A 23,601-nucleotide genomic window follows, 5' to 3' on the forward strand; every position below is an offset into this window, starting at 1 on the left:
CCGTTAAACATTATCATAAAGATTGGATTTTGCACATTAAAATATATAAGGGAGTAATTAGACTATGGATTCTTATTATAAAATAAAACCCATTGCATATATACGAACTGACTTTCCTGAGAAGTTTGGAATTCCCCGCCAGAGTGGGTTGGTTAGCACCTTAAAAGCAAAAATATTCTTTGAACCTGAATTTGCTTCTCCTGACACAGTAAAAGGGTTAGATGGATTTTCCCATATCTGGCTGATCTGGGGATTTTCAGAAACAATGGGGCAAAAATGGAACCCCACTGTACGTCCTCCACGGCTAGGAGGGAATTTAAGGGTCGGCGTGTTTGCTACCCGTTCCCCTTTTCGGCCAAATAGCCTGGGACTCTCCTGCGTCAGGCTGGAGGCTATAGAAACGGACAGAGACCATGGCCTCCTTCTCTGTGTGGCCGGCGCCGATCTTCTGGATCGGACTCCAATTTTTGATATTAAACCTTATCTTCCTTATGTGGACAGCTTCCCAGAAGCAGCTGAAGGGTTTGGCGGCGATGTAAAAGAATATGCGCTTATAGTGAATTGTCCCGAAGAATATTTGAACCTGATACCTCAGTCCCAGAGAACGCCGCTCCTTGAAATCCTTGCACAGGATCCAAGGCCCTCGTATCATAATGACCCAAATAGGATTTATGGGATGAAATATGCAGGAATGGAAGTAAAATTCTTCGTAAATAAAAATGTCCTGTCAGTCTGCAAAATAGAAACCTTATAATCTGCACGGCTGTCCTAAAAGGTACATATAAAAAATTTCACCCTAAAAAATATAGCATACTATGTATTTTCTATTGATCCAATCAGCTTTTTTATATTTTTAAGGCTCTTTGGCAAAAAGAACGGAACCGTCGGCCCAACCAAAAGCGATTAAATCATTAGGTCCTGTGCCGCTGTTACTCTCAATTACAATAGACATGCCGGCACTCAGAACCACACATCCGGCCAGCATAACGAAAACCCTAAGTCCTATAGCCGATTCGCCAAATACTGTATTCCCCTCAATCCCTATCTCTGTAGTTTTCTTCCTGCATCTTTAAATCAATTATGCAGGCCTTTTCCTTTTATTGATTCTCCAGAGACGCGATCCATTCTTCAATAACCTTAGCTAATATAATCTGCTGTTCTAATACTGCCATACCTGTTTTGGATATATCAGGGATACTTTTCTTTTCCTGGATATTGTCCTCCAAATACATTTTTAATTCAGCTATATTTTTCTTTATCTCAGAGATGCAGGCCTTTTGACTTTCCAGAGACAAACTGTCCAAATTTACAATTACCGCATTAAAATCCAGAAAAATCCGGATAGGCTGGCTGGCAATTTCATACATAAGCCTTTCAAATTCTCTCTCCCCTTTGTCTGTCAGAGAGTATACAACTTTTTCAGGCATTTTCCCTTCTCTTACAGCATTTCCTTTTATAAGGCCTTTTTCTTCCAATTGGATTGCCTTTTTGTAAATTGAAGGCGTACTAACCTTAACCCATCTAGATATATTGCGGTATTCAACCTGCTTCTGGATATCATATGCACTTAAAGCTTCTTTCTTTAACATTCCCAGTACAACTAAGTCTATTGTAGCCATAATAATCTGCCTTTCTCATTTTATCAAATACTACGGTAAGCAAATAGGCTCACTATAATTTATACTATTTTGTTTGATGCCTTTTGTCAAGAAAGTTTTATATTTACATATCTTCTCCTGCATAATGATATACTTTCCTTTTTCGCCACATATACCCCAAAGAGATAAAAATTGTAAGACATTCTGCAAGGGGCACGGACAACCATACCCCATCCACCCCCAATATATAGGGAAAGAGCAGAATACTCACTGTCAGGAACCCAAAAGTTCTTAAAAATGATATGATTGCGGAAACCTTCCCATTTGAGAGAGCCGTAAACATAGCTGACGCAAATATATTCATACCTGCGAATATATAATTAAAAGAAAATAAAAAAAATCCCCTTGATGCAATGTCAAATGTCTCTGTATTTCTGGAGGTAAAAATCTCCACAATAAACTCTGCCCCCACAAGTGCCGTGGCTGTCACAATTGTAGAGGATACACCAATAAACGTTATGCAGATTCTGTAGATTCTTTTCAGCATTTTTGTATTGCCGCTGCCATAATTAAAACTAATAACAGGCGCTACTCCCATGGAATATCCCATATATAAAGCATTAAACAAAAATTGCCCATACAAGACTATTGTTATAGCAGCGACACCATTTTCCCCCATCAGCTTCAGCATGATCATATTAAATAAATAGGTAACAATAGCAGTAGACAAATTGGTGACCATCTCAGAGGAACCATTCATACAGCTCTCTGCTAGAATTTTAATTTTAAATTCCGGCCTGACAAAATATAGATCCCGGCGGTTCAGGAAAAAATACAGAACCCCAATTACAGCCGGTACCATCTGTCCCATACCAGTGGCTATTGCCGCCCCAGTAATTCCCATTCCGGCAGGCCCCATCAGTACATAATCCAAAACACCATTTGTCACTCCTCCCAGAATCGTCACTATCAAGCCAATCTGGGGTTTCCCAGCAGTCACAAAGAAAGTTTGGAATAGCATCTGCAGTACACATGCAGGGGCAAAATATAGCAATGTTCCCAGATACAGTTCACAGTATTCCAGGATCCTCTCTGTCGCCCCCATCATTTTAACCAGCGGCGTCAGAAAGATATGACCCAAAATCAATGCCGCCGCTGCAAATACGACTCCCGCTGTTACAATTAAGGTAAAGTTCTGCCTTGCCTCCTGTTTATTTCCCTCCCCCAGCTTTTTAGCCACCACTGCGCTCCCGCCTGTAGCCAGCATAATTCCTACCGCAATCAAAATATTCACTGCTGGATAAATGATATTAGATGCGGAAAGAGCGTCGCTTCCTAGCATACGTGATATAAATATGCCATCTACAATTGTGTATAAAGACATAAATACCATCATAACCATAGATGGCAATGCAAACTTTAATAAAGTAAAGACCTTAAATTCTTGTCCAATTGAATTACTCATACGCTCTCACCTGTTTCTTTCTTATTATTTTGTATACCCTCCCACTTTTAGGGACAACTTTTGGGCCTTCCCAAGAGTATACATTTCCCCTTAGGTATGATAATGTATAGGGTAACACGATAGTCAAGAGGAGAGTTTCACCTATGAATAACAGCATATATATGTCCACCGGAGAATTCGCCAAAATTGCAGGGGTCACCAAGCATACACTGTTCCACTATGATGACATCGGCCTGTTTTCACCCGAAATAAAACTAGAGAATGGGTACCGTTTCTACTCAATCAGGCAATTAGAAGTATTTGATGTAATCTGGACATTAAAGGAACTTGACATGCCTCTGGCTGAAATCAAAAAGTATCTGGCTGGCAGGAACCCCCAGGCGTTTGTCACTTTTTTAGAGGAAGAAGAAAAAATTATCAGAGATAAAATACATCATTTGAAAAAAAACCGGCAGTGGCTGCATGATAAAAGAACTCTTATAAAAACTGCCATGAATAAGTCTCCTGAAGAGATTGAAATATCTAAAGTGCCAGAGCAATATTATATTGCAGCCTCCGCCCCCTCCTTAGACGACCGGGTATTTGCTATCCATATTGGCCGGCTTGTTCATTACTGTACAGAATTAGGCATAAAGAGTCCTTATAGTATTGGTTACCTTCAGCATTATAAAAATATAACTCAGGGTATTTATGATAACTATCACACCTTTTATATGCTTTTTGACACTCCGCCCAAGAAAGCGGATTATAAGATAAAGCCAGCCGGCACGTATCTGTTTGCATATCATAAGGGGCACTTCCATTTTCTAAGCCATGCTTACCAAAGACTTATGGAATATGCCCGGATGCACTCTCTGAGCCTTGATAAAAATTTCTATGAAGATGACCTGCTGGATGAACTGACAGTAGAGGGTTATGATAATTACCTGACTCGGATTGCTGTTCGGATACTAGAATAAATAGTTGCAATACTTATGCCTGTCCGAGCAGCATATTTCCCAATCAACCAGCCTCTTTGCCTTTAAGATTTCTATATGTCTCTATAGCTCTGGTATGTATCCCTTACTTCTATATTATCGTATATAGTGAATGCCTATAATCTAAAAATACGCTGTAAACGTAGTTTAACCCACTAATTTACAGCGTATTTAAATTATACCGGCCAGCTAAAGAAAAACCTATATAAAAATTTCTATTTGTCTTCCCCCTTGCTCAATACATCCTGAGATATCATAACATCATCCATATTAATAATATCTTCATCAGGAATCCCGTATACATCGTTCTCATTCTGTTTCACATGCACTGTAACAGTCTGGGCCTCTCCATACTGAATCCCCTCATCCATAGAACTTCTCAATATATCATAATATATCTTGTAGATTTCATTCTGCATTTCTTCATCAGATGGCATAGCCTTCCCATTCATAACATCATTTGTCATATTTTCTGCATATTCCTGCGCTTTTGACTGAAACTCATCGTATGTATCATCAAATAAAGTAATCGGTTCAATAGAAACTTTTACTGTAAAATTATCATCCTCATCTTTCACGGCTTCCCCAACAGAATACTTTACGTTCTTTGCCAAATCCTCAAAAAGTGTCCTGTAACTTTTTTCCAACTCGTCAGATAAATTTAGAGCCTCAAAATCAGACATTGTGGCGTCCATATTTTTAGAAAATATAGTTTCTGCTTCTTCCCTTGATGATTTTGTAAGTTCTATGTAATCCTCTATCTCATTTTTATAAGAAACATCCAGAACTGCCTTTGTATAACCACTCGCATCAAAGTCCTTTGTACAGCCGGCCAGTATTGCCGTTATCAGTGCCAGCAAAAGTAATAACAGTATCCCTCTCTTTTTATTCATGACATTTTCCTCCTCATTTAAATCGAATCAGCTTGTCCTCCAAACCAATTCATGTGAAGTATTCTAACATAAGCCTTTGGAAAAAAACGTCATAATTTGTCAAGAGTAACAGATTATTTGTATATAAAAAATAGGCCCTAAAGGCCCCTGTCGTCCCAAGCCGACAAAAAAAGACAATACCCTGCCAGTACTGTCTCCTCCCACTGCATATGCCCTAAAAACTGCATACAAAGTAACGCACACCCTTCCCTACTGCCTTCCTTGGTTATGCCCTCGACCTATTAGTAGCAGCCAGCTCCATGTGTTGCCACACTTCCACCCCTGCCCTATCTACCTCGTCGTCTTCAAGGGGTCTTACCAACTTTGCGTCATGGGACATCTTATCTTGGGGGGGGCTTCACGCTTAGATGCCTTCAGCGTTTATCCCTTCCCGGCTTGGCTGCCCTGCTATGCCCTTGGCAGGGCAACAGGTGCACCAGCGGCCAGTCCATCCCGGTCCTCTCGTACTAAGGACAGCTCCCCTCAGATATCCTACGCCCGCGCCGGATAGGGACCGAACTGTCTCACGACGTTCTGAACCCAGCTCGCGTACCGCTTTAATGGGCGAACAGCCCAACCCTTGGGACCTACTCCAGCCCCAGGATGCGATGAGCCGACATCGAGGTGCCAAACCACTCCGTCGATGTGAACTCTTGGGAGTGATAAGCCTGTTATCCCCAGGGTAGCTTTTATCCGTTGAGCGATGGCAATCCCACTTTATACCACCGGATCACTAAGTCCTACTTTCGTACCTGCCCCACCCGTCGGTGTCGCAGTCAAGCCCCCTTATGCCTTTGCACTCTGCGGATGGTTTCCAACCATCCTGAGGGGACCTTTGAGCGCCTCCGATACCCTTTCGGAGGCGACCGCCCCAGTCAAACTCCCCGCCTGGCATTGTCCCCCAGCCGGTTCACGGCTGTTGGTTAGAAACCCAATACTGCAAGGGTGGTATCCCAACAATGGCTCCCCTGCGGCTGGCGCCGCAGGCTCTTCGCCTCCCACCTATCCTGTACATGCAATACCGGATCCCAGTGCCAAGCTGGAGTAAAGCTCCATGGGGTCTTTCCGTCCTGGCGCGGGTAACCAGCATCTTCACTGGTATTTCAATTTCACCGGGTGCATTGTTGAGACAGTGCCCAAATCATTACGCCTTTCGTGCGGGTCGGAACTTACCCGACAAGGAATTTCGCTACCTTAGGACCGTTATAGTTACGGCCGCCGTTTACTGGGGCTTAAGTTCAAAGCTTCGCTTGCGCTAACCTCTCCCCTTAACCTTCCAGCACCGGGCAGGCGTCAGCCCATATACCTCACCTTGCGGTTTTGCATAGACCTGTGTTTTTGCTAAACAGTTGCTTGGGCCAATTCTCTGCGGCCTGGGCCTCCCCAGGCACCCCTTCTCCCTAAGTTACGGGGCCATTTTGCCGAGTTCCTTAACAATGCTTCTCCCGTCGGCCTTAGGATCCTCTCCTCATCCACCTGTGTCGGTTTACGGTACGGGCATGCCATGAGCCATAGCGGCTTTTCTTGGCAGCCGGCCTGCACGCTTCGCTACTCTCTCTTCGCTCCGCCTCACGCCTTTGGCTTGCGCGCCGGTTTTTCCTTGCGCGCGCCTCCTGCGCTTGCCCCGGGTTCTCCTCCCCCGGGTCGTGCCCCGCCGCCTGCGTCCCCACAGTTCTGTCATGGCATGGTACAGGAATTTCTGCCTGTTGTCCATCGGCTACGCCTCCCGGCCTCGCCTTAGGCCCCGACTTACCCAGGGCAGATCAGCTTTACCCTGGAATCCTTGGATATTCGGCCGGAAGGATTCCCACCTTCCTCTCGCTACTCATTCCGGCATTCTCCCTTCTTAACGCTCCACCAACCCTTCCGGCCTGGCTTCGCCGCCTTAAGAATGCTCCCCTACCGGCTGAATCTCTTCAGCCCCTGGGCTTCGGCAGTGTGTTTGAGCCCCGGACATTTTCGGCGCAGGGCCTCTCGGCTAGTGAGCTATTACGCACTCTTTTAATGCATGGCTGCTTCTGAGCCAACATCCTAGCTGTCTTCGAAACCCCACATCCTTTCCCACTTAACACACATTTTGGGGCCTTAGCCGCAGGTCTGGGCTCTTTCCCTCTTGACTGCCCAACTTATCTCGGGCAGTCTGACTCCCTGGCACCGTCTACGCGGCATTCGGAGTTTGATATTCTTCGGTAAGCTTTGACGCCCCCTAGGAAATTCAGTGCTCTACCTCCGCAAGACTTGCCTGGGGCTAGCCCTAAAGCTATTTCGGGGAGAACCAGCTATCTCCGGGTTCGATTGGAATTTCTCCCCTATCCACGCCTCATCCCCACCCTTTTCAACGGATGTGGGTTCGGCCCTCCACCGCCTTTTACGGCGGCTTCAGCCTGGGCATGGATAGATCACCCGGTTTCGGGTCTGCGTCGGCCGACTCTGGCGCCCTATTCAGGCTCGGTTTCCCTTCGGCTCCGCGCTCCTCGCGCTTAACCTCGCCAGCCGCCGCAACTCGCCGGACCGTTCTACAAAAAGTACGCGGTCGCGCCTCCTGTGCGCTCCCACAGCTTGTAGACATATGGTTTCAGGTTCTCTTTCACTCCCCTCCCGGGGTCCTTTTCACCTTTCCTTCACAGTACTATGCGCTATCGGTCACTAAGTAGTATTTAGCCTTACGGGGTGGTCCCCGCTCATTCCCACAGGGTTCCTCGTGTCCCGTGGTACTCTGGATCCCGCCTTGCCGGCCTGCTTTTCGCTTACGGGGCCTTCACCCTCTCTGGCTGGCTTTCCCAAAGCCATTCTGCTAAGCTCGTCGGTCATCTTTGCGGTCCGAACCCCGGAGCGCTCGCGCCCCGGTTTGGGCTCTTCCCATTTCGCTCGCCGCTACTCTGGGAATCACTGTTGTTTTCTCTTCCTCCGGCTACTTAGATGTTTCAGTTCGCCGGGTTCCCTTCCCTGGCTTATGGATTGGGCCAGGGATACTGGGGGGCTCCCCCAGTGGGTTTCCCCATTCAGACACCTCCGGATCGCAGGGTATTTGCCCCTCCCCGGAGCTTTTCGCAGCTTATCGCGTCTTTCATCGGCTCTTAGTGCCTAGGCATCCGCCATATGCCCTTATCAGCATACCCACCCCCGCCGTGGGACTCCCACGGCCACTCATGCCTAGCGTGGCATGGGTTGGCATTAGGTCAATTTTTTTTACGCCTGTTTTCTTCAGGACTCCCATGCCCCTTCGGGCATGGCCTCGGATGTCTTGATATCTTCTTTGTCTATCTTCTCTTACTTTGTATGCAGTTTTCAAGGTACATTCCTGGCTGCTTTATCAGCCACCACGCCCCAGGATCTTTCCTGGGCCCTGGTCGCTGGTAAACACTGCCCCTCTTTTTTTTATTTGGCGGCCACCTGCTCTCCCACACCGTCGCCAGTGCAGTACCATCGGCCGCTTGGGCCTTAACCATCGTGTTCGGGATGGGTACGGGTGTTGCCCCCAAGCGCATCGCCGCCAAAATGCCTCGTTATTAAGCTTCCTCCTTGCCTTGCCCCCCGCTTGACCCGGCCCTGCCCCGCCAAGCGCTCTGCTTAATAACTGAACAATAGACAACGGCCCTCTACTTCTCTCGTCCTTAGAAAGGAGGTGATCCAGCCGCACCTTCCGATACGGCTACCTTGTTACGACTTCACCCCAGTTACCGGCCCCGCCTTCGGCAGCTCCCCCCTTCCGGTTGGGTCACTGACTTCGGGCGTTGCCAACTCCCATGGTGTGACGGGCGGTGTGTACAAGACCCGGGAACGTATTCACCGCGGCATTCTGATCCGCGATTACTAGCGATTCCAGCTTCATGTAGCCGGGTTGCAGGCTACAATCCGAACTGGGACGTTATTTTTGGGGTTTGCTCCGCCTCGCGGCCTCGCCTCCCTTTGTTTACGCCATTGTAGCACGTGTGTAGCCCTGCCCATAAGGGGCATGATGATTTGACGTCATCCCCACCTTCCTCCAGGTTCTCCCTGGCAGTCCCCCTAGAGTGCCCACCTTTTTTGTGCTGGCTACTAAGGGTAAGGGTTGCGCTCGTTGCGGGACTTAACCCAACATCTCACGACACGAGCTGACGACAACCATGCACCACCTGTCTCGGATGCTCCGAAGAGAAGGCGACATTGCTCGCCGGCCATCCGGATGTCAAGGGCAGGTAAGGTTCTTCGCGTTGCTTCGAATTAAACCACATGCTCCACCGCTTGTGCGGGTCCCCGTCAATTCCTTTGAGTTTCATTCTTGCGAACGTACTCCCCAGGTGGACTACTTATTGCGTTGGCTGCGGCACCGGGCAGCTTTGCTCCCCGACACCTAGTAGTCATCGTTTACGGCGTGGACTACCAGGGTATCTAATCCTGTTTGCTCCCCACGCTTTCGAGCCTCAACGTCAGTTACCGTCCAGTAAGCCGCCTTCGCCACTGGTGTTCCTCCTAATATCTACGCATTTCACCGCTACACTAGGAATTCCGCTTACCTCTCCGGCACTCCAGGCCCGCAGTTTCCAATGCACTCCCGGGGTTGGGCCCCGGGTTTTCACATCAGACTTGCTGGCCCGTCTACGCTCCCTTTACACCCAGTAAATCCGGATAACGCTTGCCCCCTACGTATTACCGCGGCTGCTGGCACGTAGTTAGCCGGGGCTTCTTAGTCAGGTACCGTCATTTTCTTCCCTGCTGATAGAAGTTTACGTACCGAAATACTTCATCCTTCACGCGGCGTCGCTGCATCAGGGTTCCCCCCATTGTGCAATATTCCCCACTGCTGCCTCCCGTAGGAGTTTGGGCCGTGTCTCAGTCCCAATGTGGCCGTCCGCCCTCTCAGGCCGGCTACTGATCGTCGCCTTGGTGGGCCGTTGCCCCGCCAACTAGCTAATCAGACGCGGGCCCATCCCATACCACCGGAGTTTTTGCCGCTGCGGCATGCGCCGCCGCGGCCTTATGCGGTATTAGCAGCCATTTCTGGCTGTTATCCCCCGGTATGGGGCAGGTTGCCCACGCGTTACTCACCCGTCCGCCGCTAAGACACCGCGCCCTTCCCCCGTGGGTTCCGTGCGCGGCGCTCCGCTCGACTTGCATGTGTTAAGCACGCCGCCAGCGTTCATCCTGAGCCAGGATCAAACTCTCGTTATAAGCGTCTGCATCCAGTCCAGAATTAACTCCAGCTAATTCTTTCCCGTTTACTTTTCCCACTGGGCCTCCCCAGTGGTGGGTGCATCTCTCGATGCTGTCCTTCTGAATTTCTCTCTTCTGAAATTTTCAAGGTCTGTTGTCTATTGTTCAGTTATCAAGGTCCCTGCCTTGCCCTCAGCCTCTGCCGCAGGCAACTGCTATATAATATCACAGGCTTTGTCCTCTGTCAAGAACTTTTTTAGTTCCCTTCCAAACCCCTGGCTGCCTCCCGCGAGTCAGCTTTGATATATTAGCATCTTTCTTGTCATTTTGTCAAGGCTATTTTTACAAATATTTCCAATTTTTTATCTTGTTTCTACAAATTGATAAACATTGTAGGTACTGCTTGATTTTTTAGACTACCTGCTAATGTCTGTACTTATCAAACATTTTCCCTTGACGGATTTTTATTCTACCATCGCGCCGCATAATTGTCAATAATTTTTATATTTTTTATTTTATTCATTTAATTTATACAATTTTAGCGCGTTTTTCCTCCCACAGTTTTACAGCATCTATTTCAATCACAGCCAATATTCATAAGGCTGCCCTCTAAGTCAAAGACCCCGATGCAAACATACGGAGCATCAAACTAGCAGCGACGCAAGCATCGGGGTATTAGGCCCTCCCGGCAGTCGCCAAATAGACATGTAAACATGTCCGCTTGGCTCGTTACTGGCGGAAATAAATGTCCTGACAGGCAGATGGATGCCAAAGCGCCAGACAGATTATATAGCATTATTTCCAAAATGTATTTTAAATATTATACCACCCTTTACTTCCTCCCCACATTATGATAATGTATTCAGCGGGGTGGAAAAGTTATGTTTTCAGTTTTTCAGGCTGTTCAGTTACAGCTTATTTACAAAATAAAGGAAAGAACATATATAAGACGCGGGCAGATTCCTTGCCCGCGTCTTTACTTTACTTTAGTAACTTGATAGCCTGCTAATTTAGAAGCATTATACAATCTCAAAACATGATAATTTCAGGAGGAAAACATATGTCATTTACAAATCTCAAGAATATCTTTTATGTACTGCTGGGCAATACCATATATGCATTGGCAGTTACAATGTTTATTCTGCCAAACGGAATGATTACCGGGGGCACCACAGGACTTGCCCTGACATTCAACCACTACCTACAGATCCCTATATCCACATTTGTCTTTTGTTTCAATTTTATTATGTTTCTCCTTGGGGCCGCTGTTCTGGGAAAACGTTTTGCTCTGACAACCCTGGTCAGCACATTCTATTATCCCTTTATTCTTGGAATTTTCCAGGAGTTTTCTATTCTAGGACATCTGACTGATGACAGGATGCTCTCCACAATCTGTGGGGGAATCATGATTGGTTTTGCAATTGGCCTTGTAATTCATGCAGGCGCCTCTACTGGCGGCATGGATATCCCTCCATTGGTATTAAATAAAAAATGGGGACTGTCTGTTTCTGCCATGCTCTATGCTTTCGATTGTACAATCCTTGTACTCCAGATCACATTTTCTAATGCAGAACAAACAATTTACGGAATTATCCTTGTACTGATTTACTCAGTAATACTTGACAAATTCCTTATGATGGGCACCTCCCAGACACAAGTAAAAATAATCAGTGAAAAATATGAATCTATTAACCAGGCAATTCAAAAACATCTGGACCGGGGGACTACATTTCTCCAGGCAGAGACAGGTTACTTGAACGTAAAACAACCCATTATCCTTACTATAATCTCAAACCGAGAGCTGGTACGGCTAAACAAGCTTGTAATGGATATAGATTCCCGCGCATTTATCATTATCAGCCATGTCAATGAAGTCAAAGGGCGGGGTTTCTCCTCACAAAAATTATACAAATAATTATTGATGCTCCCTCCATTGGCATTCTGTAAACTTCATTTCTGAAAACAATGCGTGAAAGGATGATTTTTCGGGACTGCAGGCATAAATACCTACATTTATGATGCCTGCGCCCTGAAAAAGATGGGCGATCCTCATCTGTTTAAACAAAACCCCATCATAAGAGTTTTCTATAAGGAAATCACTCTCCCTCCTGCTCAGCCTATAGTACATGGCCTTACAGCCTGACGGAATATCTGTTGTGGCCCAGTCCGAGTATCCTTGGTTAGTCACCACACTCCCCAGTCTTTGAAACTCCTCATTTTCATATTCTATAGATGCTTTAATCCAATTCTCACTGTCCTGATAGAGGATAACGCCACATTGGTCAAAACGGTGGCTGCTGTCAAACTGAGTCTTTACCGTAAATGAGAAATATGGTTCTCCTGTTTTGACAAGCAGGGTAGGGGCATTATCGTTTCGAAACCCATAATATGTCCTCTGCCAATAATCTGTTCCCGGCTCTGTGGTAATACTAACTGTCCCATGGGCAAAGCAAAACTCCTCTGGTCTATGTACCCAAAACGTATTTTTCTCTGTAAATTCCATATTGTATCCTTCCTATTTTTATATAAGATTCATTGCATCATTTATAGTCTTGACCCCTATGACTTTAATCCCTTTTATATCCTTTACCATGTCTTTCGATACTGCCGGAACCACACAGGTTTCAAATCCTAATTTTCTGGCTTCGGCAGCTCTTTGCTCAGGCATACTGACTGCCCTCACCTCTCCGCTTAACCCTACTTCCCCAAAAACAAGCAGTTTCTCATCAATGGGCCTGTTCTTATAACTAGATACTAATGCCAATACTATCCCAAGATCTATGGCAGGTTCATTCATTTTAATTCCACCGGCAATATTGACGTAAGCGTCATAGTTAGAAAATGGCAGTCCTATGCGTTTTTCCAAAACCGCCATCAGCAGGTTCACCCTGTTATAGTCTGTACCCGCTGCTGTCCGCCTGGGCATCCCGAAATTACTCTGGCACACAAGGGCCTGGATTTCTATGAGGATGGGCCTGGTGCCTTCTAAAGAACAGGCCACGACAGACCCAGAGGCATTCTCGGGTTTTCCACTCAGCATATATTCTGATGGATTTTCTACCTCGGCAAGTCCGGACTGCCTCATTTCAAATACACCAATCTCATTTGTGGAGCCAAATCTATTTTTCACCCCTCTTAAAATCCTGTACGAGGCATGCCTATCCCCCTCAAAATAAAGCACAGTATCTACCATATGCTCTAGCACACGAGGTCCGGCCACTGTTCCTTCTTTAGTTACATGTCCCACAATAAAAATAGAAATCCCCAGGCCTTTAGCCAGCTGCATAAAAATATTTGTAGATTCCCTTACCTGGGAAACGCTTCCTGGCGCCGAGGCCACATCTTCACTGTACATAGTCTGTATAGAATCAATAATTACAAGTTCTGGCTTCTGGTTTTCAATCACTGTACGTATCATCTCCAGATTAGTCTCACACAACAGCTTTAGGTTTTCTTTGAATTCTCCCATTCTGTTTGCCCTCAATTTAATTTGGGCCAGTGATTCCTCACCAGAGATATATAAAAGCCTCCTGTCCCTGGAAAGGCTTTGGCAGACCTGCAGCAAAAGTGTAGATTTCCCAATTCCCGGATCTCCCCCTACCAGAACCAGAGAACCCGGGACAATCCCTCCGCCCAGTACCCTGTCAAGCTCACCGATCCCAGTCAGAATCCTGGCATGGTCATCTGCATTCACCTCCGACAAAGTCACCACCTCTACATCCCGGCTACTTTTGGCCGTAATGCTTTTCGCAGTGCTTATCTTCTCCTCCACAAAACTATTCCATTCCTTACAGGCCGGGCACTGCCCCAGCCATTTTGACTCTTCATGCCCACAATTCTGGCAGAAGAATACACTTTTCTTACCCTTAGCCATACTGCTCCTTCCCAGTTTGAAATTTAAAAGGAGTACAAAGGGGTCTGTCCCTTTTGCAAAGGGGTCTGTCCCCTTTGCACTCCATCGTCACACAATTCTCTCTCCAAACCTTATCTTTTTATTTTTCTGCCCTGGATCACGCTGCTTTACAGTAAATTCCTTATATTTTTCTATAACCACATCAAATTCAGCGTCACTTTACCCTCACTCCCACAGCCTTAATACTCAAAAAGAGACAGGCCTTCTATTCCTGTCTCTTTTCTGCCATTCTTCTTACATACAGGCCGACATGCCCAAGGGTGCTTGCAAAATCCCCGGCCTGATTAGGCACAGCAATTATCAAACATGCCTTAGCACTTTACCACTTTCACCAGTGCTCTCTCACCTGCACTCAGTTCTATGCTGACACTTAATTTGCCGCTTAAATTGGTTGCCATCTTTCCGGAGGATACTTCATCAATGAATACCTCGTATTCACTATCCGGTTCCAGCTCCAAAGTGAACTGTACGTCCTCGGGGGCAGATACATAAAACGCTACCTTCGTGTCTGTGGCCTGGAAATTCTCCACAGTGCTTCCCGGCACTGACTCGTATACAAACATGCCGTTCTTCTCCAGCTTGGTAATTTCTTTAAATGTCTTAACTTTATAAATATCACCTTCAAATTCGAAATTATCCAATTTTGTCTTAGATGCCAGAGTATAATCTCCAAAGCTGAGTGTCCCGTCTCCCTCTGCACGTAATAGTTCTTTTACTGCTGCCATTTTAATTGTCCTCCTAGGTATATCAGTTTCTTAAATTGTCCTGTCTGTATTATATAATAATTTTGTTCTATTTTCTACTCATTTATATTCTTTGTGTAAAATTTAATTTCTTTTTTAGAGACTCCTGCCTCCACTATATCCCCTTCTTTTATATCCCCGTTTAGTATAGCTTCAGCCAGCTTATCCTCCAGCTCTGTCTGCATAGCACGGCGCAGGGGGCGGGCACCATATTTTGCATCCGTACCTTTTTCTACAATATGCTTTTTCGCAGAATCACGGATAGACAGCGTAATATCCATCTGGGATTTAACACGCTTCGTAAACTCCCTGCACAAAAGAGTCACGATTTTTTTCATATGTGTGCCGTCCAATAAATGGAATACAATAATATCGTCTATCCTATTCAAAAATTCTGGGCGGAATATCATTTTAACCTCATCCATCACGTTCTGTTTCATCCGCCGGTAATCATCTGCCGGATCCTCCTTGGCGGCAAATCCCAGCTTCTTAGGCTCTACAATTGCCTTGGCCCCGGCATTGGAAGTCATAATAATTACGGTATTACAAAAATCCACCTTCCGTCCCTGGGAATCAGTAATATGCCCGTCGTCCAGAACCTGAAGCAAAATATTGAACACATCTGGATGGGCCTTCTCTACCTCGTCAAATAAAATCACTGAATATGGATGGGTCCGTACCTGATCACTGAGCTGCCCGCCCTCCTCATGTCCCACATATCCCGGAGGAGACCCAATCATTTTAGACACTGAGTGCTTTTCCATATATTCTGACATATCCACCCTTATCATGGCTTCTTCATTGCCAAACAAAGCCTCTGCCAAGGCCTTGGACAGCTCTGTCTTCCCTACGCCTGTAGGTCCCAGGAAAAGGAAGGAACCAATGGGGCGCCTGGGATCTTTTAAGCCAACACGGCCTCTTTTGACCGCCCTGGCCACAGCACTGACGGCCTCCTCCTGGCCAATTACCCTGTGATGCAGCACCTGTTCCAGCTTCTTAAGCCTGTCTGTGTCGCTCTCCGCCAGCTTTTTAACGGGTACTTTTGTCCAGGCTGATACCACATCCGCAATATCACTTCCTGTCACTTCCGGACACTGAAAGGCTGACTTCCTCTCAAACCGCTTTCTCACTGAAGCCAGACGGCCCTCCACTTCTTTTTGCTTTGCATGGAGAAGGGAAGTCTGTGCAAAATCTCCTTCTTTAATGCTTGCCTCTTTCTGCCTGATAAGCTCTTTTAGGCTATTCTCCATCTCTTCCAAATTAGCAGGCACTTTATATCCACGCATATTCACCCTGGAACAAGCCTCATCCAGGACATCAATGGCCTTGTCTGGCAGATTCCGATCATTAATATACCTTTCTGAAAGCTGTACTGCCGCCTTCAGCGCCTCTTCACTGATAGATACCTTGTGGTGCAGCTCATATCTCCCCTTAAGTCCTGACAATATCTCCATTGACTGCTCCTGTGTAGGTTCCTCCACTGTAATTGGCTGGAACCTTCTCTCCAAGGCCGCATCCTTTTCAATATATTTGCGGTATTCTGCAATGGTGGTTGCCCCGATAAGCTGCATTTCCCCCCGGGCCAGGGCCGGCTTCAAAATACTGGAGGCATCAATCGCCCCCTCTGCGCCCCCTGCACCTATCATTGTGTGAAGCTCATCTAAAAACAAAATAATATTGCCGCTGGCCTTAACATCAGCAATCAACCCTTTCATGCGCTCCTCAAATTCCCCACGGTATTTGGAACCCGCAATCAACCCGGGAAGATCCAAGGTATAGATCTTCTTCCCCTTCATATTTTCCGGCACGGCCCCGAGGGAAATCCTTGCCGCCAATCCCTCAATAATCGCCGTCTTGCCAACCCCAGGCTCTCCAACCAGGCAGGGGTTATTCTTAGTCCTGCGGCTAAGCACCTGCATCAGCCTGTAAATTTCTTCCTCTCTTCCCACTACAGGATCCAGGTGTCCCGCTGCCGCCTCTGCTGTTAAATCTGTACAAAACTGTTCCGCCGCCGCATTCTTGCCCTTAGATTCTTCCTGGATTTCTTCTTGATATTCTTTTGGATCTATCCCAACAGCATTTAGGATATCCTGCAAAATTTTCTGCAGATTTATATTTAGTGTTATCAGTATTCTTGTGGCGACACAATCTACGTCATGGATCATCGCCATAAGGAGATGCTCTGTCCCCACATCCTTTGTATGAAGGTGTGCCGCCTCCTTCTCACTGTTTCCCAGCAGGTACCTAAGGCGCGGACTCTCATTTGGCCGCTCCTTTATAAGTATTTCGCCCTCTGGGGTTATAAGTTCATCCATCAGCTGGATAATCTTTTCCTCATCCACACCGTTCATGGCCAGTATCTGGCCGGCTACCCCTGTATATTCCTTACAAAGGCCAAGCAAAAGGTGCTCCGTCCCTATATATGGGTGCTGCAGCTTCTTTGCCATTGTCCCTGCATATTTGATGGCACGTTCTGCCTGCTTTGTGTAATAATTCTGCATGTTCTCCTCCTGTCAGCAATTCTGCCGTCTATTCAATATAAGACTCATATTCATTAAATATTTCATCCACCAGATTATGCACTTCCTCCCTGGAAATATTCTTACACCTTCCCTTTGCCAGCAAAATAAGAAGATTCTGGCGCATCTCTTCCAAGGCCTTAATTTTATCAATGTCAAGGGCTATAATCGCCCCGCGCCTTCTGTCCAGACGGACAAACCCCTCCTGCTTTAAAACACTATAAGCCTTATTTACTGTATGCATATTTACTCCCACAGTATCCGCCAGCTGCCTCACAGAAGGAAGCGAGTCCCCCTCGTGGATGCTGGAAGTCGCAATCCCCATAATAATCTGGTTGCGGAGTTGGATATAAATAGCCTCATCGCTATTAAAATCAATCTCTATCAGCATAGTATCACCTGCTTTCGTTGTTATACATATGTTAGCACAACTCCCCCTCTGCTGCAACCCCGGATTTGGCACAAATGATATACGAATATATACTTATTGAACATTAGTAGTTCAATAAGGTATGATTGTCTGCATTCTATGGACAGCCTATTTTAAATTCTTGTGAAAAAATACCGCAGAGCAGCTAATATCCAGCCATTCTGCGGTATTTTCCTTTTTCTATCCCTACTGCAGTTTCCTGCAGAGTTCTTTCCATTTTCTATATTTCTCCTGATATAAGCTATGAATCTCCTTATCAGGCTCAAAGCTTCTTTCTATTGTTACCATATTGCCAAACGCTTCCTGGAGACTGCATATCCCAAGTCCTACGGCTCCAATGATAGCCGCCCCTACAGAAGACACCTCCAGATTCCTTACTTTTTCAGTCCTGCATCCAAAGGCATTTGCCTTGAGCTGCAGCCATGGGTCGGCCTTTCCGCTTCCGCCTCCGACTCTTACAGTTTGGAAGTTCAGGTTTAATTTACCAAATAGCTCCAGATACTCTTTGGAAAGAAAGGTCATTCCTTCTACAAGGGTATCAAAAATTTCCTGGATTCCTGACAGATTATTCAGAAAAATAAAAGAACCATTTCCTGTATCCAGGCCAGTAGTGTAATATGCCGGATTCTGCCCATCAAATGCAGCTCTCCTAAAATAATGATCCAATAACCCCATATCCTTTTGGCCTGCTATATGTTGGATGAACCAAAGTAAGTCTTTTCCTGCAGGATGGGCTTTTATTGTGACATAACTATCACTGACCGGGCCTGCCACTGTCTGGACATCTGCAATGGATAAAGTATCCTGGTACTCAGGCCTTAAGAAGCCATAATGGTCAAATGTACCGCCTACATTCCCCAGAATCCCATCTTCACCGCTATTTAAACCCAGTCCCAGGAAACCCACTGCCGAATCATGGCCCCCCGGAAAAACAGGGATCTTATATGGCAGTCTCACATCTCCATATGATGTTATTTCCCCAATACACTTATCTCCCCCCGTGACAGCCGGCCCCATCTCCTGTGTACTGCTTTCTATCAGGTCTAACAGCCTGTCCGACCACTTCCGGGTCCTGACATCCAACATTAGTTTCCTGTTAGCCACAGAATAATCACTGACCGGGCCCAGTCCCAGTTTCATATTGACATATTGCTGCAATGTCAGATAATAAGCTGTTTTTTCTGCCACATGGGGCATATGCTTCTTCAGCCAATGTATTTTTACACCAGTATTCCTGGGAGTCAGAGGGCAGCCGCTTATTTTTTCGAACTCTCTGGTTCCAAGTACTTCCGTATAGAGTGACATATCATTTCTGGCCCGCAGATCGAAGGAGGCCAGCATGGGGTAGGTTGCATTCCCCTGACTGTCAGTGGGAATCAGACTGTCTCCAATGTAAGAAAATACAAGTCCTGCTATATGGCATTCTTTATCAAGGGAACTCATTATTTTCCCAGTAGTCTCAACAGACGCCAGCCAGTAATCATCTGCCTGTATCTCATGGAAATCCTTCTGGGGACTGTTATAAAATACAGGTTTGCTAAACCCCGCCTCAATTTTCCCGTCTTTGATATTAACAAGGTTCGTCCTGGCATTGGATGTGCCAAAATCCACAACCATGATACATTCTTTCATAATCCCCTTCCTTTCTCCGGCAGGCGCCATAAGCCGTCAGATGCCCCCTACTTTGCTCCGGCCTTTCTTGCATCGATCTCCTTTAAAATATTCTCGAATTTTTCCTGTGTCAGATTATATGGAAGAATCACGACCAACATCAGGATTCCACCGATAATAAGGGGAACTGCATTTAAATAGTAAATACCTGTATTTGTTGCCGCAGACTGTACCTGAAGCTCAGCAGAATAGTTTATAATAGCCAGAGCCTGCCCCACAGACCATGTTGCCACTGCAATCGCAATTTTCCGTGCGAAAGCACAGGCGGACACTACGGCCCCAGGTGCACGGACGCCGGTTTTCCACTCTCCATATTCGATTGTGTCTGGAATCATCCCCCAAACAACTGAAAAAGAGGCGTTCAAGGTAATGCCGAATAAAATAAATCCGAATGCAACTAAGTAATAGTTTTGCTGGGCAATTAAAAATACAATACCATTTATGATTGTGAGCACAGCCACCAGAATCATTGTATTCTTCTTGCCAAGCTTTTTATAAAGTCCTGGAATTGGAATAATCGCAGGTATGCCAACCAGAGATACCAGGCTGTTAAACCCCGTCAGCAGACCTTCATTTCCCAGATAATACTTACAATAATACATGACTACCGCGAACCGGAAATTAAATGTCCATGCAATAAACATCAGCAAGAAAATCATAAGAATACAGGGCTTATTCTTCAACACCATTTTAAAACTTGCAATTACACTGACTTTCTCTGTCTTTTCCACGACCACACGCTCTTTTGTCCCAAAGAATGCGATTAACAACATAATTGCTGACAAAATCCCCATTACAGCTGCAGCCCCCTGATAACCCCTTGCTTCGTTTCCAGCCCCAATAGCGGTAACCAGAGGAAGCGCCAGCAGCGATACAACAAGGGAACCTGTTGCAGAACCGCCAATTTTGAATACGTTCAGCACGCCCCTTTCATTTACATTGGTGGACATAGCTGAACAGAGGGTACTGTACGCTGTATTGATAAAAGCATAGCACACGTTGACAAGTAAATATGTAGCCATCGCCCAGATAACTTTTGTTCCCTCCCCAGCCTGGATTTTTGTAAAACAAAGCACCAGCGCAATCGCCTGGGGAATGGCCCCAAAAAGGCAGAAGGGCCTGTACGTACCCCATTTAGTCCTGACTTTATCAGCAATCGGGCCTGCGGATATGGCAGTAAACGCATCTACAAGGTTACATACGAGAAAGATATTGGCAGCTAATGCTGCGCTGATTCCAAGTATATCCGTATAATAATATAAAATAAATGTAGAAAGAAAGTTCCCGAACAATGTCCCATATACATCGGCTGCCCCGTAGCTGAATCTCTCTCTCCAAGAAAGCCTGATATTGGCAGCCTCTAACGTTTGTTTTACTTTTTCCATAGTATGCCCCTTTCTCATTTCTCAATAAGTTGAATTTTAATCTGCAGCTTTTTCTACGGCCTGCCCGAAAGAATATGTATCATAGATTTCCTTTTGGAGGCGTTAAACCCAGCGGCTGTGTGTTAAAGATCCTGAACTGCTCTTTCGTGGCGTCAATTCCTGCCTGCTCTGCGACAGGAGAAATCTCAGGCCACATAATATTCCCTTTGGATTCTTCCATGGCATCGTAGGCTGCTTTTGATATTGCCATTGCGAGTCCGGTAAAGAAATTAATCTTGCTGATTCCAAGCTCAATACACTTTCTGAAATCCTCGTCGGAAAGTCCAGAACCGCCGTGCAGCACAAGAGGTACGTCGACCATTCCCCGAATTTTCTCCAATCTGTCAAAATCCAGCTTTGGCGTGCCCACAAACTTGCCATGTACTGTACCTATAGAGACGGCCAGGGCGTCCACCTTTGTTTCCTCCACAAAACGTACTGCATCCTCAGGGTTTGTATACATACTTTCATCAGGTGCACCTGTAGCCGGGGTATTTTTTGAACCTGGCACATGCCCGATTTCAGCCTCCACGCTCACGCCGCAGCCATGTGCTATTTTGACAATCTCTTTTGTCCTGCTGATATTCTCCTCCATGGATAAGAGGGATCCATCAAACATGACAGAGGAGCAGCCATAATGGATGGCCTGCATCACAATATCAAAATCTTTGCCGTGATCCAAGTGCATGCAGACAGGCACGCTTGCCTTCCTGGCTCTGTCTAGTATGAACTGCATCAGGTAAGGGGTCTGCTTTACCTTAAAAGCTGGGGTCGGAACCATCATTATCACTGGTACATTTTCCTCCTCAGCGGCCTTGATTACCGTCTCTGCAAGCAGATAATCTGTGGCATTAAACGCGCCCACCGCATATTTTTTTACCCTTGTCTCTCTTAGAATTTCTGTCAATGTTACAAGCATACTGCTTCCTCCTTTATCTATGGGTTAATAATCACTTTAATCGCTTCTCTGTCTGTCCTGTTTACTTCCAATGCCTCAAAATATTCATCCAGGCTGAATTTATGTGTGATAAATTTATCCACTTTTACCTTCCCGCTTGCCATGTAATCCAGCGCACGGTCAAAACAGAATGTCTGGCAGGAAACTCCGATATATTTTTGTTCATTGTAATGTATCTCGTTGAACCAACTTGGCGGTATCACAAAATCTTCTGCAGAATGATAGCTTCCATATTGTATAAACCTTCCGCCCTTTTTCAAGAATTTGAATACACTCTGCACCAGGGGCCAATACCCTGTCGTATCCACAATGGCATCTACCCCATGGGGAAACTCCCGGCGGATAGCTTCCTCGTGGATTTTGTAATCTTTTCTCTCCATCTTAATAACGGGCACTCCATTTTCTTTCAGAATCTGCAGCTTACTATCCAGGCCTCCTATGGTCACTGCTCTCTGTGCATTGGAATAGTGGCATAGCTGGCCCAGTATTAATCCATGAGGGCCTACTCCCAACACCAGGATATTTTCCCCTGTTTTAATATCCAGTACATCCATACAGTGAATAGCGCAGGCAACTGGTTCAGCAACTGTCGCCTCATCAAATGAAAGATTTGAAGGGATTTTAAATATTTTGTCTTTCTTGACCTTCACATATTCCGCAAAGCCACCCTGCAGGTTATGCCCTATGGAAGCAAAATTTTCACAGTACAGAGATTCGTCATTCCGGCAGTAATAACAGTCCCCACAATTACTGGCATTATCGGCAGTTACAGCATCCCCTCTCTCCACCTGTGTCACATTTTTCCCTTTTTCATATACTGTCCCTGCAAATTCATGCCCTGGTGTGCAGGGATATTTTGCCAAGCTTGTCCCCGTAGAATTATGGGCCAATTCTGACCACTTACAAATGCCGCAGGATTCGATCTTTATAATCACATCGTCATCCCCACATACAGGCATAGGGATGTCTGTAATGCTCCCCTTCCCTGGTGCTTCATACACTAATGCTTTCACAGCTTCTCCTCCTTAATTGCTATATTGTATTTGTCAACCCGTTCCCGCACTCCTGATGCCGACACGAGAAGTATGTTGGAGCATGGCATTGTCTCACCCGTCCGTATATAAAACTTTGCCTCTCTCGCCTTTTCCCTAAACTGAGGCAGGCTCACATAATAAATTTCCTGATTATGTACCATGTCCAGAATATGTCCGTGTAATTCCTTGTTGGCCTCTTTTATTCCATCAAGCAGAACCATCTCCTGCACAACTACTTCCCCCAGGCAGGCTTTTAATACTGGAAGAAATCTTGGTTGGCCTTCGACAAGCGTTAAATCTATCTTTATCCCATCCCGTGGAACCGGAAATCCCATATCGCAGATTACAAAGCTGTCAAAATGGCCAAGGCCTGTTAATTCACGGATTAATTCCGGGTTTATAATTCCAGTCTTTTTCATGTATCTCCTCCTTTTTATTTTGTATTTGTATTGTATCATATATTTTTTACGATTTCAATACAAATATTTTCAATTTGTATTATTATTGTATCTTTTTTTTAATTTAATAAGATATTTTTATTCCCGCGGGCAATGAGCCAGGCGGACCTGTTTACATGTCCATTTGGCGACTGCCGCGAGGGTCTATACCCCCATGCTTGCATCCCTGCTAGTTTGATGCCTCATAGCTTGCATCGGGATCTTTGACTCTTAGATCCATATAGGACTCCAGGAACCAATATTATAAAAAAGCAAAAAAAGATACCCTCACAGCCGCCACTTTTGGCTATGGGGTATCCTTTTATCCAATTTTGAGTAAGCCGCAGACCTATATTTACAGCAGTCC

General features: G+C 45.8%; 16 protein-coding genes and 3 rRNA genes. 3 read left to right on the top strand and 16 right to left on the bottom strand.

The features are described 5' to 3' along the window. The first annotated feature begins 64 nt into the window (after positions 1–64). The gene (tsaA, locus tag EFA47_RS12000) at positions 65–754 is read left to right on the top strand and encodes a tRNA (N6-threonylcarbamoyladenosine(37)-N6)-methyltransferase TrmO (protein WP_122643496.1); all 690 of its coding nucleotides are present in this window, start codon (positions 65–67) and stop codon (positions 752–754) included. A 343-nt stretch (positions 755–1,097) separates the two neighbouring features. Here the strand turns inward: tsaA and EFA47_RS12005 are convergent, their stop codons facing one another. Both EFA47_RS12005 and EFA47_RS12010 read right to left on the bottom strand, forming a co-directional pair. Continuing rightward, positions 1,098–1,619 (bottom strand): PadR family transcriptional regulator, encoded by a 522-nt coding sequence (locus tag EFA47_RS12005; RefSeq protein ID WP_122643497.1) that lies wholly within the window; start codon positions 1,617–1,619, stop codon positions 1,098–1,100. A 103-nt stretch (positions 1,620–1,722) separates the two neighbouring features. Then, on the bottom strand, positions 1,723–3,063 hold the full coding sequence (locus EFA47_RS12010) for an MATE family efflux transporter (protein ID WP_122643498.1): 1,341 nt from the start codon (positions 3,061–3,063) through the stop codon (positions 1,723–1,725). Positions 3,064–3,206: 143 nt separating this feature from the next. Between EFA47_RS12010 and EFA47_RS12015 the strand changes: the two genes are divergently transcribed. Continuing rightward, positions 3,207–4,022, top strand: coding sequence for a MerR family transcriptional regulator (locus EFA47_RS12015; RefSeq protein ID WP_122643499.1), 816 nt, complete (start codon positions 3,207–3,209; stop codon positions 4,020–4,022). A 233-nt stretch (positions 4,023–4,255) separates the two neighbouring features. On the opposite strand, the gene EFA47_RS12020 is transcribed toward EFA47_RS12015, so the two are convergent. The 4 genes from EFA47_RS12020 to EFA47_RS12035 form a co-directional block, all read right to left on the bottom strand. Continuing rightward, positions 4,256–4,933 (bottom strand): hypothetical protein, encoded by a 678-nt coding sequence (locus EFA47_RS12020; RefSeq protein ID WP_122643500.1) that lies wholly within the window; start codon positions 4,931–4,933, stop codon positions 4,256–4,258. A gap of 261 nt (positions 4,934–5,194) precedes the next feature. Beyond that, a 23S ribosomal RNA gene (locus EFA47_RS12025) occupies positions 5,195–8,091 on the bottom strand. A gap of 261 nt (positions 8,092–8,352) precedes the next feature. Further along, positions 8,353–8,470 (bottom strand): 5S ribosomal RNA (gene rrf, locus EFA47_RS12030). Between the two features lie 120 nt (positions 8,471–8,590). Next, a 16S ribosomal RNA gene (locus tag EFA47_RS12035) occupies positions 8,591–10,123 on the bottom strand. The 16S, 23S and 5S rRNA genes sit together here, the layout of an rRNA operon. Before the next feature lie 1,042 nt (positions 10,124–11,165). On the opposite strand from EFA47_RS12035, the gene EFA47_RS12040 reads away from it, so the two are divergent. Then, positions 11,166–12,020, top strand: a complete 855-nt coding sequence (locus tag EFA47_RS12040; RefSeq protein ID WP_122643501.1) for a YitT family protein — start codon at positions 11,166–11,168, stop codon at positions 12,018–12,020. Here EFA47_RS12040 and EFA47_RS12045 read toward each other — a convergent pair whose 3' ends face one another. The 10 genes from EFA47_RS12045 to rbsD form a co-directional block, all read right to left on the bottom strand. Beyond that, positions 12,021–12,608, bottom strand: coding sequence for a DUF1349 domain-containing protein (locus tag EFA47_RS12045; RefSeq protein ID WP_122643502.1), 588 nt, complete (start codon positions 12,606–12,608; stop codon positions 12,021–12,023). 18 nt (positions 12,609–12,626) lie between these two features. After that, the gene (gene radA / locus EFA47_RS12050) at positions 12,627–13,979 is read right to left on the bottom strand and encodes a DNA repair protein RadA (protein ID WP_122643503.1); all 1,353 of its coding nucleotides are present in this window, start codon (positions 13,977–13,979) and stop codon (positions 12,627–12,629) included. Positions 13,980–14,329: 350 nt separating this feature from the next. Further along, the gene (locus tag EFA47_RS12055; RefSeq protein WP_122643504.1) at positions 14,330–14,743 is read right to left on the bottom strand and encodes an endosialidase; all 414 of its coding nucleotides are present in this window, start codon (positions 14,741–14,743) and stop codon (positions 14,330–14,332) included. A gap of 74 nt (positions 14,744–14,817) precedes the next feature. Next, the gene (locus tag EFA47_RS12060; protein ID WP_122643505.1) at positions 14,818–17,262 is read right to left on the bottom strand and encodes an ATP-dependent Clp protease ATP-binding subunit; all 2,445 of its coding nucleotides are present in this window, start codon (positions 17,260–17,262) and stop codon (positions 14,818–14,820) included. A gap of 28 nt (positions 17,263–17,290) precedes the next feature. Next, positions 17,291–17,671: a GntR family transcriptional regulator gene (locus EFA47_RS12065; protein ID WP_122643506.1), complete on the bottom strand. Its 381-nt coding sequence runs from the start codon at positions 17,669–17,671 to the stop codon at positions 17,291–17,293. A 225-nt stretch (positions 17,672–17,896) separates the two neighbouring features. Further along, positions 17,897–19,342: an FGGY-family carbohydrate kinase gene (locus EFA47_RS12070; protein WP_164689990.1), complete on the bottom strand. Its 1,446-nt coding sequence runs from the start codon at positions 19,340–19,342 to the stop codon at positions 17,897–17,899. A gap of 47 nt (positions 19,343–19,389) precedes the next feature. Next, positions 19,390–20,766 carry an MFS transporter gene (locus EFA47_RS12075; protein WP_164689991.1) on the bottom strand — a complete coding sequence of 459 codons (1,377 nt, stop codon included), beginning with the start codon at positions 20,764–20,766 and terminating at the stop codon, positions 19,390–19,392. A 79-nt stretch (positions 20,767–20,845) separates the two neighbouring features. Next, the gene (locus EFA47_RS12080; RefSeq protein ID WP_122643509.1) at positions 20,846–21,724 is read right to left on the bottom strand and encodes a class II fructose-bisphosphate aldolase; all 879 of its coding nucleotides are present in this window, start codon (positions 21,722–21,724) and stop codon (positions 20,846–20,848) included. A gap of 17 nt (positions 21,725–21,741) precedes the next feature. Beyond that, positions 21,742–22,776: an alcohol dehydrogenase catalytic domain-containing protein gene (locus tag EFA47_RS12085; RefSeq protein WP_122643510.1), complete on the bottom strand. Its 1,035-nt coding sequence runs from the start codon at positions 22,774–22,776 to the stop codon at positions 21,742–21,744. Further along, positions 22,773–23,216 carry a D-ribose pyranase gene (gene rbsD / locus EFA47_RS12090; RefSeq protein WP_164689992.1) on the bottom strand — a complete coding sequence of 148 codons (444 nt, stop codon included), beginning with the start codon at positions 23,214–23,216 and terminating at the stop codon, positions 22,773–22,775. Before rbsD ends, EFA47_RS12085 begins: the two co-directional genes overlap by 4 nt. Positions 23,217–23,601 lie beyond the last annotated feature (385 nt).

The organism is Luxibacter massiliensis (assembly GCF_900604355.1).
Classification (GTDB): domain Bacteria; phylum Bacillota; class Clostridia; order Lachnospirales; family Lachnospiraceae; genus Luxibacter; species Luxibacter massiliensis.

Coding starts and splice junctions, on each gene's coding strand:
- tsaA (WP_122643496.1), top strand. CDS start 65: ATGGATTCTTATTATAAAATAAAACCCATTGCATATATACGAACTGAC.
- EFA47_RS12005 (WP_122643497.1), bottom strand. CDS start 1,619: ATGGCTACAATAGACTTAGTTGTACTGGGAATGTTAAAGAAAGAAGCT.
- EFA47_RS12010 (WP_122643498.1), bottom strand. CDS start 3,063: ATGAGTAATTCAATTGGACAAGAATTTAAGGTCTTTACTTTATTAAAG.
- EFA47_RS12015 (WP_122643499.1), top strand. CDS start 3,207: ATGAATAACAGCATATATATGTCCACCGGAGAATTCGCCAAAATTGCA.
- EFA47_RS12020 (WP_122643500.1), bottom strand. CDS start 4,933: ATGAATAAAAAGAGAGGGATACTGTTATTACTTTTGCTGGCACTGATA.
- EFA47_RS12040 (WP_122643501.1), top strand. CDS start 11,166: ATGTCATTTACAAATCTCAAGAATATCTTTTATGTACTGCTGGGCAAT.
- EFA47_RS12045 (WP_122643502.1), bottom strand. CDS start 12,608: ATGGAATTTACAGAGAAAAATACGTTTTGGGTACATAGACCAGAGGAG.
- radA (WP_122643503.1), bottom strand. CDS start 13,979: ATGGCTAAGGGTAAGAAAAGTGTATTCTTCTGCCAGAATTGTGGGCAT.
- EFA47_RS12055 (WP_122643504.1), bottom strand. CDS start 14,743: ATGGCAGCAGTAAAAGAACTATTACGTGCAGAGGGAGACGGGACACTC.
- EFA47_RS12060 (WP_122643505.1), bottom strand. CDS start 17,262: ATGCAGAATTATTACACAAAGCAGGCAGAACGTGCCATCAAATATGCA.
- EFA47_RS12065 (WP_122643506.1), bottom strand. CDS start 17,671: ATGCTGATAGAGATTGATTTTAATAGCGATGAGGCTATTTATATCCAA.
- EFA47_RS12070 (WP_164689990.1), bottom strand. CDS start 19,342: ATGAAAGAATGTATCATGGTTGTGGATTTTGGCACATCCAATGCCAGG.
- EFA47_RS12075 (WP_164689991.1), bottom strand. CDS start 20,766: ATGGAAAAAGTAAAACAAACGTTAGAGGCTGCCAATATCAGGCTTTCT.
- EFA47_RS12080 (WP_122643509.1), bottom strand. CDS start 21,724: ATGCTTGTAACATTGACAGAAATTCTAAGAGAGACAAGGGTAAAAAAA.
- rbsD (WP_164689992.1), bottom strand. CDS start 23,216: ATGAAAAAGACTGGAATTATAAACCCGGAATTAATCCGTGAATTAACA.